Genomic DNA, 13,542 nt, shown 5'->3' on the forward strand with positions numbered 1-13,542 from the left:
CCATGTTACATCGAATGTTCTGGCAACAAATGTAAGCCGTTTTCTATTAACGTAGTGTAACTCTTGTTACCTTTTAAGATTTCTAAATGTGATTTTATAGCTTCTTTAACAGAATAATCACGCTCTACAGCCAGTTCTAACAATTCTAGAGGCAATAACCAATCATTTTTAAATTTTGATTGTAACAATTCGAAAATCTCTTGAATTTTTTCTTCAGAAGACGTTCCTTCTTCTCTCATTCCTCTCACCTTCTCATATAAACTGTACAATTCCTTATCTGCATCAGAATAAGCTATTTTATGAGTTTTTGTTTCCGATACTTTTCCAACATCACCAAAAGAAGTTACATCTGCAGCACCTGCAAATGCCGATATTACTTCCACACCAACAGCCATATCATACACCCCCCAATCAGGATGGAACAATACAGTATCACCGTGAGTTACCGTACAATTTTTAAAAGATATCAATAAAATTCTACCTCGTAAATCTCTGGTTCCTGTAATCACTTCACCTTCAACTTTTACTCCTCCTTCAAATTCAAGAACTACTTGTTCTCCTTCATAAATCCCGTAGGCCTTTAAGTCACGTGGACTCATATTTTCAATTGGAATATTAATTCCTTTTAATTTCCCTATTGGGCTTCCAAAACCTTCTGCATGATAAGTAATTCCATGCCCTATAAGTTCTTTATCTCTATTAGCTAAGGCAGTAGGACCAGTAGTTTGCACATAAATAGGCCTATTTTTTTCATCAGAAATCACATTTGTAAATACTCCTGACACTTGAACCCCTGTACTTAGCTCGATGGTTCCTAAATTTTTAGAATCTATCAATTTTTCTACTCCTTTCAACCCTCCAGATCGTATTGCCATTGTATTAGCAAACTCTTCTAACACCATACTCAAGTGAGCAAAATCTGGCGTTACAAATAATTGAGGTTGTGGTTTTGTAATATCAAAACTTACATTCGCTGCTTCAATAGTATAAGGCACTTTTGTAACCTCATCTTTCATACACCATTTACTCTCCCCTATTGAAGATAATAACCCTGCTCCGTAAATTTTAGGATTTTCAAGTGAACCTATCAAACCATATTCAACCGTCCACCAATGCAGATTTCTTATTTGAGCCATTTCAGAAAGCTCTCCCATATTGTCTTGTAACCACTCAACTTTTTCTTGAGCTTCGTCGATTTCTTTTTGACTTGAATTAGGATCTTCTTTTAGTATAGACAACAAACGAATTGCTTCGTACATCTCATAATCTTTAGCCGATGAAATTGCCTTAGCCCCTATTTCACCAAAACGACGTAGATATTCTGCATATTCAGGATTTGCAATAATTGGTGCATGACCTGCTGCTTCATGAATAATGTCTGGTGCTGGTGTGTACTCAATATGATCAATCGTACGCATATCAGAAGCAATTACCAATACATTGTATGCTTGAAATTCCATAAAAGCATTCGGCGGTATAAATCCATCTACTGAAACTGCCGCCCAACCAATTTCTTTTAAAATTCGGTTCATTCCCTGCATATGAGGAATTTTTTCAACCGAAATTCCTGTTTTTTTTAATCCATCTATATACGAAGAGTGTGCTACCTTACCTAAATAATCTATATTCATTCGCATTACATAGCGCCAAACTGCTTGATTTTGTGCAGTATATTCATCATACGGCTGTTTTACTATGAATTTATGTAAATGCTTGGGTAGCTTTTTGGTAACTTCGTTTAATTCAAAATGAGGTTCCATAATGTTGTTTGTTTTGCTGTGTAAATTTAGGTTTTTTATAGTTTACAAAAAATTGATATCCGTTAAATTATCTATTTCTTATATTTACTAACACCCTATAGTTCTAAAAATTCAAATTAGAATCTAACAGTTAAAAAATTTGTTTAATTATAAAAAACCATTTGCTATGAGTTTTGGAGGAGCAGTATCTGCAATGATTACCAGTTTAAAAAACAACAAAAGAAAAAGAGTCAGTGCTTTTGAAAAACTAGAACGATTTCAAAAAGAAAATGACGATAAATTATATTTCAAAAAAACTGCTAGTAAAGAAGAATTAGCACATATTAAAATACGAGTCCAAAAAGAGAACAGAAACCAACTTATCAAGAACAGTATCATTTATTTTTTAATCTTCGGAATATTAATCTATATCGTATTTGTTTTTATGAATTCTTAAAATAATCCCCGAAAATCTTTCTTATTTTTGCAGTGTAACACACAACAAATGAACAAGAAAGTAATTTTAATGATTTTGGACGGTTGGGGAATCACCCAAAACCCAAAAGTATCAGCTATATATAATGCGAAAACTCCTTTTATAAATTCTTTATACGATGAATTTCCGCATGCACAGTTAAGAACTGATGGGGAACATGTTGGTTTACCTGAAGGACAAATGGGAAACTCTGAAGTAGGACACATGAACTTAGGGGCTGGTAGAATTGTATACCAAAACTTAGCTAAAATAAACAAAGCAGTAAAAGAAGGATCTCTTGCCAAAGAAACCGAATTAATAAAAGCTTTTGAGTATGCGAAAGCAAACAATAAAAACATACACTTTTTAGGGTTGGTCTCTAATGGAGGAATCCATTCTCACATAGATCATTTAAAAGGGTTGTTAACAGCAGCTGACAATTTTGGCCTGGATAATGTGTTTTTACATGCTTTTACTGACGGGCGAGATTGCGATCCAAAATCAGGAAGATATTTCATCAACGATATCCAACAACACATGCAAGAAACTACAGGTGAATTGGCAACAATTACTGGTCGTTACTATGCAATGGACCGTGATAATCGTTGGGAGCGTGTACAACTTGCTTATGATGCTTTAGTACACGGAAAAGGCTCAATTTCTTCAGATGCTATAGCTAGTATTCAACAAAGTTATGAGGCTGATGTTACCGATGAATTCATCAAACCAATCATTATGGTGGATGGGAATAATCAACCTAAAGCGACCATTAAAGAAGACGATGTTGTAATTTTCTTCAATTTCAGAACCGATAGAGGACGTCAATTAACTGAAGCTTTAAGTCAGAAAGACTTCCCTGAATTTAACATAAAAAAATTACCATTGTATTTTGTTACCCTAACAAGTTACGATGATACGTTTAACAATATTCATGTTGTTTACGACGGAAAAAATATTGAAAACACACTAGGAGAAGTATTAGAATCAGCAGGGAAAAAGCAGATTAGAATTGCTGAAACAGAAAAATATCCGCACGTAACTTTCTTTTTCTCTGGCGGAAGAGAAGAAGAATTTAAAGGTGAAAAACGTTTACTGTGTCCATCACCAAAAGTGGCAACCTACGATTTACAACCAGAAATGAGTGCTTATGATATTCGTGATGCCATTGTTCCTGAACTACAAAGTGGTAATGTAGACTTTGTATGTTTAAATTTTGCTAATGGAGATATGGTAGGACATACTGGCGTTTTTGAAGCTGCTGTAAAAGCTTGCGAAGCTGTTGACGAATGTGTAAAAGATGTAGTAACCACTGCGCTAGATAACGATTACACTACTATTCTAATTGCCGATCATGGAAACTGTGAAACCATGATTAACCCAGATGGAACACCACATACAGCTCACACAACCAATCCAGTTCCTATGATTTTAATCGACAAAGAATTAAAATCAATAAAAAGTGGTATTTTAGGCGATGTTGCTCCAACCATTTTACAACTTATGGGAGTAGCACAACCTAAAGAAATGACACAACATTCACTTATTTAAAATATATCTTATGAAATGAGCCATAACAAGAAGTTGATATCAACCGAAAGGATTATTGGCGAATTACATCTGACCTATAAAAAACTATAAAAATTAAACAGATGAAAAAAATCGTGTATTTGCTTATTACCGCTTTAGTAGTTTCATGTGCTTCAGCGCCTAAAAATCTTGCTACCAAAAATGAAAATGGAAATTTAGTAGGTATTGCTACAAAAAAAGATCTTCAGCAAGAACCTTACGGTAGTGAGTGGTTTAACGATTTTTATTCATATTATGAAACCGATAAAAATACAGTTGAACAACTAAAACCGTATTTGAAAGACATAAAAATCAAAGGTTTTATGGGAACTTGGTGTGGTGATAGCCAAAGAGATATTCCTAATTTTTATAAAATTTTAGACGAAGCTCAATTTGACTACAAAAACCTTGAATTAGTTACCGTTAATCGTCAAAAGAAAGCAAATGGATTGGAAGAAGGATTTGATATTACTCATGTTCCAACATTTATATTTTACAAAAACGGAAAAGAAATTGGTCGCTTTGTAGAACATGCCTTAGATGACAGTACAGTTGAAGAAGATTTCTTAAAAATACTTTCTGGCCAAGAATACAAGCATCCATATCAAAAATAACCGTAAATTTGCGCCTCAATATTTTTAACATGATTATTCAAAAAACCAGAGAAGAAATTGAATTAATGCGCGAAAGTGCTTTAGTAGTATCAAAAACCTTAGGTATGCTTGCCAAAGAAGTAAAGCCTGGAGTTACTACATTGTATCTTGACAAACTTGCCGAAGAATTTATTCGCGAGCAAGGTGCTGTTCCTGGTTTTTTAGGTTTGTACGATTTTCCGAACACACTTTGTATGAGTCCTAACTCTCAAGTAGTACACGGAATTCCAAACAATACCCCTTTACAAGAAGGTGATATCATTTCTATTGATTGTGGTGCTATCAAAAATGATTTTTACGGAGATCATGCTTATACGTTTGCCGTAGGTGAAATTGCTCCCGAAACACAAAAATTATTAGACGTTACCAAAGAAAGTTTATATGTAGGTATTCGCGAGTTTAAAGTAGGAAATCGTGTTGGCGATGTCGGATTTGCGATTCAAAACTTTACCGAAAAACATGGTTATGGAGTTGTTCGTGAATTAGTTGGACACGGATTAGGACGCAAAATGCACGAAGATCCTGAAATGCCTAACTACGGAAAAAGAGGTCGTGGTAAAAAGTTTGTTGAAGGAATGGTTGTCGCTATAGAACCTATGACAAACATGGGTACACAAAAGATTCTCCAACATAGTGATGGATGGACAATTACTACCTTAGACAATAAACCATCTGCCCATTTTGAACACGATGTAGCCATTATTGATGGTAAACCTGAATTATTATCTACCTTTAAATACATATACGAAGCTTTAGGTATTGAAAGTAACGAAGAAGATGAATTTAGACAACAACCATTAGTTATATAACTTGTGTCTTTATTTAAAACGATATTAAATACAATTCCAAGACCCCTTTTAATCAAAGCTAGTTATTTGGCTAGACCTATAATTGCTTGGTGGTTAAAGGGAGATAATTTTACTGATCCTATTGACGGAAAGTCTTTCAAGAAGTTTTTGCCCTATGGATATGGAAAACAGCGAGAAAATGCACTTTCTCCTTCTACTTTATCGCTAGAAAGACACCGTTTACTATGGCTATTTTTACAAGATGAAACTAATTTTTTCACTTCGAATAAAAAGTTAAAAGTATTGCATATTGCTCCCGAGCAATGTTTTTTAGATCTTTTTAGAAAACAACAAAACCTAAAATATATTACTTCCGATTTAGAATCGCCAATTGCAGATGTAAAAGCAGATATTTGCGACTTACCTTTTGAAGACAATGCTTTTGATGTTGTGTTTTGTAATCATGTTTTAGAGCATATTCCTAATGACACAAAAGCCATGCAAGAATTGTATCGTGTAATGAAAATTGGAGGATTTGGAATTTTTCAAATCCCACAAGATTTATCGAGAGAAACTACTTTCGAGGACAATGCCATTACCGACCCAAAAGAACGTGCTAAAATCTTTGGTCAGTACGATCATGTACGTGTGTATGGACGTGATTATTTTGACAAATTACGTTCTATAGGGTTTAAAGTTAACGAGATAGACTACACAAAAAAAATTGCTCCAGAAAAGTTAGAACGATTTGCCTTAATGAAAGGCGAAATTTTACCTGTTTGCTATAAACAAGAAAATTAATTTTTGTTTTAAATTTATTCAACTAAAACAAAAAATATTCTTTTCCTCTCTCTAAAAACGGGTGTTTTTTCTAAACCATTCTATTTTTTACACTACCATATAGCCTACTTTTCTTTTTTCTAGAGAAATTATTTCACAAAAATTTAAAATATTTTCTTACTTTTATATTTAACTACTAACTAACCAAACATAAATATGCGAGTAAGAAACCACAAAAATGGGGTTTCTTTACATGTCATAGCTGGAACCCATGTGGTATTACTTTGCCTAGATACAGAATCTAAGACAAGAAAAGACTTATTGGGTTTTAAGCTAAATCGTAAAGAAATTGCTTCTGGAAAAACAATTCCATTAAAAGGATTTAAACAATTCAAGAATAGCGAAAAGGAAGAAGACTACAATCTTATTCAATCTTTCTTCTGGGCAGACTACTCTGCGAGTCCAAATACACAATATCAATATTCTGCCACTCCCGTATATGGAACCCCAGAAAAACAAGAAGACAGTGAAGAAATCAGTGTTGAGATAACTACCGAAAACCCTGAAGATGGCACTCACGGTGTTTTCTTTAATAGAGGTACGGTCGGACAAGCCTACGCTAGAAAATTCAACAATCTAAGTCCCGACAAAGTTCCTAATAACGAAGCCTACAAATGGCTATCAAGAGGACTTGAAGAAGCTATTTTATCATTTATTTCTCAGGCAAAAGGGAAAGACTATGCTCTTAGAGTAGCAGCTTATGAGTTTGATTACGTTCCAGTAATCCAAGCTTTATACGATGCATCTCAAAGAGGTGCTGATGTTAAGATATTGTATGATCGATCTAAAACTGGTCCATGGAAAAATACCGATGCAGCCATCGCTCATGTTCCAGGTATTGAAAAGCTTATGATTCCAAGATCCTCTAACTCTTCAATAAAGCATAACAAATACATTATACTTCTTCATAAAGGAAAACCTATTGAAGTATGGACCGGATCTACTAATTTTACCAAAGGAGGTATTTTTGGACAATCAAATGTAGGTCATGTTATTAGAGATAGTAATATTGCTGAGGAGTATATGAAATATTGGACTCGATTATCTAAAAATCCTGATTTAAAAGAATTACGTCCTAAAAACGACGAACACTCTCCTACCCCTAATGGTCAACTCCTTAATGATATAACTCCCATCTTTAGTCCAAGAGTAGATTTAAGTGTTTTAGACTGGTACGGTGAACAAATCGAAAAAGCAAAGCAATCTATCGGTTTCACTGCCGCCTTTGGTGTAAATGAAGAGTTTGCAGAAATAATGAGTAAAGAAGATGAAACTCTTCGTTATATACTCTTAGAACATGAGGGTAAAACATTTGACACTTTTAAAAACACACCTAATAATAGAATTGCCCTAGGCGCTACTCTAAATGGTGATGAAATTAAAGAAGAAGGACTTAAAAACTGGGAAGAAGAGCATCTAACAGGATTAAATGATCATGTAAAGTATCTACATACCAAATATCTTTTTGTAGATCCATTAACAGATAATCCAACTCTAATTACTGGATCAGCAAACTTTTCAAAAGCCTCTACTCACAATAACGATGAGAATATGGTTATTATAAAAGGAGACACTGGAGTTGTAGATATTTATCTTACTGAATTTATGCGCTTGTTTAACCATTATGAATTCAGAGATCAAATGGAACATAATGGCTACGATGAAACCTATTTTAGTGATTACCTAGCAACCGATTCGTCATGGACGGACATCTATTTTAAAGAAGGTACACAACACGCTAAACAACGCGAACTTTTTAGATAAGAACTAAACTAACAAAACACATAAAACCTAACGATTATGATTGGAGGCCCCGTTTGCAATGAGGCGCTTTCTGCTGAATTAATATTTGCAGAAGGCCAGCACTTAACTCATCAAAATAAAGAAGCTTTGTGGGAAATATTTGAAGCTATTGGAAAAAATTGGTCAAATACCAACTACGATTCAAACAACCAAAGAAGCTCTTGGTTTGAAATGATTAAAGCAAAGACTGAAAACGCTCCGAACTATACTGGAGAGTATGTAAACGCTATATATGTTTTAAATGAATTAAAAACAATGTATGGCAAAGATGAAGCTTTTAAAAAACTCTTTTTTGAAAGCGGTATTGATAATAGCCAACCCCCAACAACACGATTAGCACACTGCAAAATATATGTTGTAAATGAGTTTATAAGAATGCAAATCATGGCAGGAGGCTTTAAGAGCTGGGGTACAAAATACGGCGGTGAAGAAGCTAAAAATTATCACGGGTTCCTTGCTGGTACACGCTATAACAGAACCCCAAAAGTTCGCAGCTACACACCAGAAAACCCTCAAAGCTAAGAAACATGAAAAAACAATTCGATTATGTTATTGTAGGTGCAGGAGTGGCAGCTGCAACTATCGCAAAAGGTTTACTCGAACACAAAAATGATACTTCAATTCTAATTTTAGAAGCTGGTCCTGAAGTTATAGCCAAAGACAGACGATTCTGGTGGGATTATATAACCAAAGGGGAAAGACCTTATACATATACCTATGATCAAAAATGGGAAGCTGACTCTACTGGTAATATTGATTACCAAACAGATGGAGTTCGTGTTAAAGCATATGGAGGGTCCACCATGCACTGGGGAGCTTGGTCTTTAAGGTTCAGACCCGAAGATTTCAATCTTTTTTCCAACACTGGTGAAGGTGCTGATTGGCCAATTAATTATGAAGACCTAGAAAAATATTATAACCAAGCAGAAGAATACCTCTCTGTCTGTGGGGATAGTGATGCCAATTGGATTCCCAGATCTAAACCTTATCCTGTTCCTCCTTTTGAATGGACCGCAGCAGATGGTGAAATGATAAAAGCTTGGGAACAATTAGATGTTGTTTACCAAGATGGAGATATAGATCCCGGAACAAAAAAGAAGATAAAATCTGGTAAAATGCCTATTGCTAGATATAGAAAATGTATGACAACAGGAACCTGCAAATACTGCCCTATTGGCGGTAGGTTCAATGCTCAATACGTATTAGACGATCTAAAAAATGACACAAGATTTATCAACTTAGAAATACGAATAAATTCTCCTGTACACAAAGTAAATGTAGCCAATAAAGCCATTGCTGAATCTGTGAGCTATAAAGATAATTTATCGGGAGAAGAGCACACAGTTTATGGCAATACTATCATTTTAGCCTCAGGAGCCTATAATGTTCCTAAACTATTAAGAGCTTCAAAAAACGAATTCTGGAAAGATGGTATTGGAAATGATTTCGACCTGGTTGGTCGCTTCGTTGTATCTCATTCAATGCTAAATGTTGTTGGTAAAGCGAAATCTAATCCTAATGGATGGTTTCAAGAATATGACTTTCCTACTCTTATGTCTCATAGCTACAATACAAAAGAGCATCAAAAGAAAGGAAAGATCTTCATGTTTAAAAACAGGACTACTCCAAACACCGACATCGCTCAACTTATGATTGAAGGAAAAACAAGAGAAGAAATCGATGACATAGTTTACGGAGAGATGACAGTAAACCTACAAGCTTTCCTTGAAGAGAAAGGAAAATTTAGCAATCGTCTTGAAGCTAAACCAGGAACAGATCGCTTTGGGCTACCACAAACAACTGTTCACTTTAGTAGAACTGAGGAAGAAATGAAAAATGCTAACGATCGTTTGAAACTTTTAGAACAGATCTTAGAAAAAATGGGGCTAGAAATAATTTCTTCCAAAGTTGACAAACCAGGAGGTCATCATACAACCGGAACTGCTAGAATGGGAACCAGCCCTGAAAATAGCGTTACTGATAAATTTATGAAAGTTCACGACACAGACAACCTATATGTATGCTCAAATGCAGCTTTCCCAACAGGAAGCGCTGTTAACCCAACACTTACATTGACAGCTCTTGCCTTTAGACTCGTAGAACATTTAACTCAAAAAAGCACAACTAAAATAAAACACAAAAATGCCTACAACACAGCTGAAATATAAAAATGCTTTCCAAGAAAAAGCCTCAAAGCTAACCAATACCAAGGAGCTTATTCAACATTCAAGACTTGTTGAAGACGATCACGAAGACAAATTGCATGTACTAAAGGAACTACTAAATAATGCTGTAATTCTTGAATTTGCAACCATACCTATCTATCTACAAACAATGTGGAGTATTAAGGATAACAACTGTGAGGTTGCCAAATCAATTCGTAATGTTTTCCAAGAAGAAATGTTACATATGGCTATGGTTTGCAATATGATTGCTGGAATTGGAGGTGAACCAAAAATATACAACTCAAAAAATGGTTTAAAATTCCCTTCAGGACTTCCAGGAGGAGTTCACCCAGAACTTTATTTATACTTAGAAGGACTTAGTGATTGCTCTCTAAGAAACTTTATGGAAATAGAGTTGCCTGAAAAAATTGCAGACATCTATGATTATGACACCAAAGAACTAGTAAAAATTGGCGGTCTCTGCAGTACTGAAGGCAAGTTTTCTACTAATCATATTCAAAACTACGAACATAATACAACCATTGGAGAATTGTACGATCGTATTAATGAACTTTTTCAAGATCTTCAACCTAAAATGAATGTTGAGCGACAACTAGCAGGACCTTTATCTTGGTGGGTAATGGCAGATGCTGAAAGTGTTTCAAAAGCCATTGCTATGATTAAAGAGCAAGGAGAAGGTTCAGAGAATGTTTCACCAGCAAGTACTGGCATGGACAATTTAGCTCACTTCTACAGGTTTTGGGAAGTATTTTATCAGAAAAAAATAGTTCAAGAAGGAGACAAATACTATTTCAAAGACCCTATGCCTCGGCCAGAAATTTACAATATAGCTAGAGTACCAGAAGGCGGATATCAAGAATCTGAAGTTACTCCTGAAGTATGGCATTTATTAACAGAATTTGATAAAGCCTACACCGATGTTGTACAATTACTGGAAGAAGCTTGGGCTATAAACGGAAGAGGTCAAGCAGCTCTAGTTCATGCTATTGAGGCTATGTTTAAACTTGAAAGATATGCGATTCCTTTAGTAAAGACACCTATACCAAACAATGAACAAGGGCTTCATTACGGACCTTGTTTTAGAATGATTTAAAACAATACAATTAACCAAACAATTAAAATATGGGAAGTTTTATAGAAATAAACGACACACTAGAACTTACAGAAGAACAAGGGTTTCCTGTTGATGTTTTCAACATAGAAAAACACAGAAAAAATCCAGTAATACTTAAAGATGTTGAAGGAAAAGTATTTGAGTTCAAAAACAAACCAAGCGCAAGAATTTTTCAACTAGACCCTGTAAGAGTTTATTATGCCCACAATATAGACGGAAAATGGTTATTCTGGGGACGCGTATTAATTCAAACTCAAAAAATTGAGAAGCAATTTAATAACGACGGTACTTGGGATGGTAAATCATGGATTACTTCAGGAACCTATACAATATTAAATGTTTATGACCCAGAATACCAACATACATTTACCTTAAACGAAGCTCCTGACGACAGAAATTACTTCAAATAAAAAACATGACAAGTCCCCCAACTACAAACAAACCCTCCATCAAGTTAAGTCAAAAGCACTTAGATGTTAACGACCCAAATTTAAAAATTGTTCTAGAAGACATTCAGGGCAATATTTTAAAAAGTCATGGTCGTTCACATTCACGCCATATCTTTTTACAATTTAATGGACATTCACATGAGAATCGCATGTGGTTAAATCAATTTGCTTCACAATTAACATCTGCATATGAACAACATCAAACTTCATTAGATTTTAAAAATTCTGGTACTGAACATTTATTTACAGGGCTTCTACTCAGTCATTCTGGATACCAAGCGTTAGAAATAGATAGCAATCAAATTCCTGATGATAAAGCTTTCCGTGCCGGTATGAAAGATATTACATTTCAATATGACACGGGGCCTAATGGAGTTCATGAAAGAACTATCAACCCATTAAATGATACCCCAAAAAATTGGCAAATTCCATTTAATCAAAAAATAGACGCCTTATTGATCCTTGCATACGGAGGAGACAAAACCGACGATGAGGTATGCAATAACTATTTAGATAACGAAATTGCCAAAATAGAAAGTAGTATAAACAACGTAGCTACCATACTATCTGTTGAAAAAGGATATATCCTAAGAAATAAAAATAATGATGTAATTGAACATTTTGGTTTTGTAGACGGACTAAGCAATCCCGTATTTTTTAAATCTGACTTTGATTCTTGGCAAAACAAAGAAGGGATAAAAAGTTTTGACCCCACCGCCCCTTTCGATTTAGTAGCTGTGAACGATCCCGGAGGGATAGATGAAGACCTGAGTTTTGGAACCTATTTTGTATATAGAAAAATGCAACAAAACATCAAAGGTTTCAACAAACAAGCCCAACAATTAGCTTCTTTAATCTCAGAAAAAACGGATGATAAAATTGACTCAGAATATGCTGGTGCTCTAGCTTTCGGTCGTTACAAAGATGGCACTCCTTTGACAGCTAATTCAAAGAAAGATACCTTTAACAACTTTGATTATCAAGAAGACATGGAGGGACTTAAATGTCCTTTTCACTCTCATATCCGAAAAACAAACCCAAGAGGAGATACAAACAGAATTAATAACACTCCTATTCAAAAAGAAAGGAGTCATAGAATTGTTAGGAGAGGAATTAGCTACGGTTCAAAAAATTTAAACCCAGATTCCGAATGGACCGATGCTGGACTTCTTTTTTTATCATGTCAAAGTGATATTGAACAACAATTTTTAGTCATGCAGTGTGGATGGTCAGACAATCCAAATTTCCCTATAAAAGATACTGGTCACGACCCTATTACTGGTGAACAAAACACTAAACTAAGCAACAATATTAAGGAGTGGCAACATCAGGTTAATGGTAAAACCATTACACTTGATTTCAGATATAAAAATCTAGTTAAAGTATTAGGCGGAGAATATTTTTTTGCCCCTAGTATTTCATTCCTTAAAAATTTAATTAATAATCAACCCAAAAAACCAAATTTATTATGAACGAACAAGGTTACAAAGACTGGAGAGTTGTACAATCTGTAGAACTAGGAGCTTCAGCTGAACAAGTATGGGAAGTTATTGGTGGTTTTTATACCATCCATAAATGGCATCCAGACATTACTGAATTAGATGTTATAAGCGACCAAACTGACACTCGACAATTAAGACGTTTATTAACTTTTCCTGGACAACCACAAGCTATTGAAGAACTAGTAATGATGGATAATGAAAATCATCACTATCGTTATAAGTGGCATTGGGGTGAATGGGGGCAAGAAATCCATAAGTACTACTCTGATTTACGTGTATTTGATGTAAAAGGAGGTACTTGTATTGTACAATGGGTAGCTACCTTCTATTATAAAGAGGATGCTATTTCTGACTTTTATCAAAGAGGCTTTGATGAATTACTAAAATTATTTCCAATGGTAAAAGAATCTGCTAACGCAATATAAAA

Annotated in this window: 13 protein-coding genes; 12 read left to right on the forward strand and 1 reads right to left on the reverse strand. The window is 34.7% G+C overall.

The window, feature by feature from the left end; all coding sequences use genetic code 11:
* Nucleotides 1-5: 5 nt before the first annotated feature.
* Nucleotides 6-1,760: an aromatic amino acid hydroxylase gene (locus tag DFQ07_RS14385; RefSeq protein ID WP_133537953.1), complete on the reverse strand. Its 1,755-nt coding sequence runs from the start codon at nt 1,758-1,760 to the stop codon at nt 6-8.
* A gap of 166 nt (nt 1,761-1,926) precedes the next feature.
* Here DFQ07_RS14385 and DFQ07_RS14390 point away from each other — a divergent pair, with 166 nt between their 5' ends.
* The 12 genes from DFQ07_RS14390 to DFQ07_RS14445 all read left to right on the forward strand — a co-directional run bounded on the left by DFQ07_RS14390 (nt 1,927) and on the right by DFQ07_RS14445 (nt 13,540).
* On the forward strand, nt 1,927-2,196 hold the full coding sequence (locus tag DFQ07_RS14390; RefSeq protein WP_133537954.1) for a hypothetical protein: 270 nt from the start codon (nt 1,927-1,929) through the stop codon (nt 2,194-2,196).
* A gap of 48 nt (nt 2,197-2,244) precedes the next feature.
* On the forward strand, nt 2,245-3,762 hold the full coding sequence (gene gpmI / locus DFQ07_RS14395) for a 2,3-bisphosphoglycerate-independent phosphoglycerate mutase (protein ID WP_133537955.1): 1,518 nt from the start codon (nt 2,245-2,247) through the stop codon (nt 3,760-3,762).
* A gap of 101 nt (nt 3,763-3,863) precedes the next feature.
* Entirely contained in the window at nt 3,864-4,394 is a 531-nt protein-coding gene (locus tag DFQ07_RS14400; protein WP_133537956.1) for a thioredoxin family protein, read from the forward strand.
* A gap of 29 nt (nt 4,395-4,423) precedes the next feature.
* Nucleotides 4,424-5,242 carry a type I methionyl aminopeptidase gene (map, locus tag DFQ07_RS14405; protein WP_133537957.1) on the forward strand — a complete coding sequence of 273 codons (819 nt, stop codon included), beginning with the start codon at nt 4,424-4,426 and terminating at the stop codon, nt 5,240-5,242.
* 3 nt (nt 5,243-5,245) lie between these two features.
* The gene (locus DFQ07_RS14410; RefSeq protein ID WP_133537958.1) at nt 5,246-6,022 is read left to right on the forward strand and encodes a class I SAM-dependent methyltransferase; all 777 of its coding nucleotides are present in this window, start codon (nt 5,246-5,248) and stop codon (nt 6,020-6,022) included.
* Nucleotides 6,023-6,217: 195 nt separating this feature from the next.
* Nucleotides 6,218-7,825, forward strand: coding sequence for a phospholipase D-like domain-containing protein (locus tag DFQ07_RS14415; protein ID WP_133537959.1), 1,608 nt, complete (start codon nt 6,218-6,220; stop codon nt 7,823-7,825).
* A gap of 36 nt (nt 7,826-7,861) precedes the next feature.
* On the forward strand, nt 7,862-8,386 hold the full coding sequence (locus DFQ07_RS14420; protein WP_133537960.1) for a hypothetical protein: 525 nt from the start codon (nt 7,862-7,864) through the stop codon (nt 8,384-8,386).
* Between the two features lie 5 nt (nt 8,387-8,391).
* Nucleotides 8,392-10,032 carry a GMC family oxidoreductase gene (locus tag DFQ07_RS14425; RefSeq protein ID WP_133537961.1) on the forward strand — a complete coding sequence of 547 codons (1,641 nt, stop codon included), beginning with the start codon at nt 8,392-8,394 and terminating at the stop codon, nt 10,030-10,032.
* Nucleotides 10,007-11,143: a ferritin-like domain-containing protein gene (locus DFQ07_RS14430; RefSeq protein ID WP_133537962.1), complete on the forward strand. Its 1,137-nt coding sequence runs from the start codon at nt 10,007-10,009 to the stop codon at nt 11,141-11,143. Before DFQ07_RS14425 ends, DFQ07_RS14430 begins: the two co-directional genes overlap by 26 nt.
* A gap of 29 nt (nt 11,144-11,172) precedes the next feature.
* Nucleotides 11,173-11,574: a hypothetical protein gene (locus tag DFQ07_RS14435; RefSeq protein ID WP_133537963.1), complete on the forward strand. Its 402-nt coding sequence runs from the start codon at nt 11,173-11,175 to the stop codon at nt 11,572-11,574.
* A 5-nt stretch (nt 11,575-11,579) separates the two neighbouring features.
* Nucleotides 11,580-13,085, forward strand: a complete 1,506-nt coding sequence (locus DFQ07_RS14440; RefSeq protein ID WP_133537964.1) for a Dyp-type peroxidase — start codon at nt 11,580-11,582, stop codon at nt 13,083-13,085.
* The gene (locus DFQ07_RS14445; RefSeq protein ID WP_133537965.1) at nt 13,082-13,540 is read left to right on the forward strand and encodes an SRPBCC family protein; all 459 of its coding nucleotides are present in this window, start codon (nt 13,082-13,084) and stop codon (nt 13,538-13,540) included. Before DFQ07_RS14440 ends, DFQ07_RS14445 begins: the two co-directional genes overlap by 4 nt.
* The last annotated feature ends 2 nt before the right edge of the window (nt 13,541-13,542 follow it).

The organism is Tenacibaculum caenipelagi (assembly GCF_004363005.1).
Classification (GTDB): Bacteria; Bacteroidota; Bacteroidia; order Flavobacteriales; family Flavobacteriaceae; genus Polaribacter; species Polaribacter caenipelagi.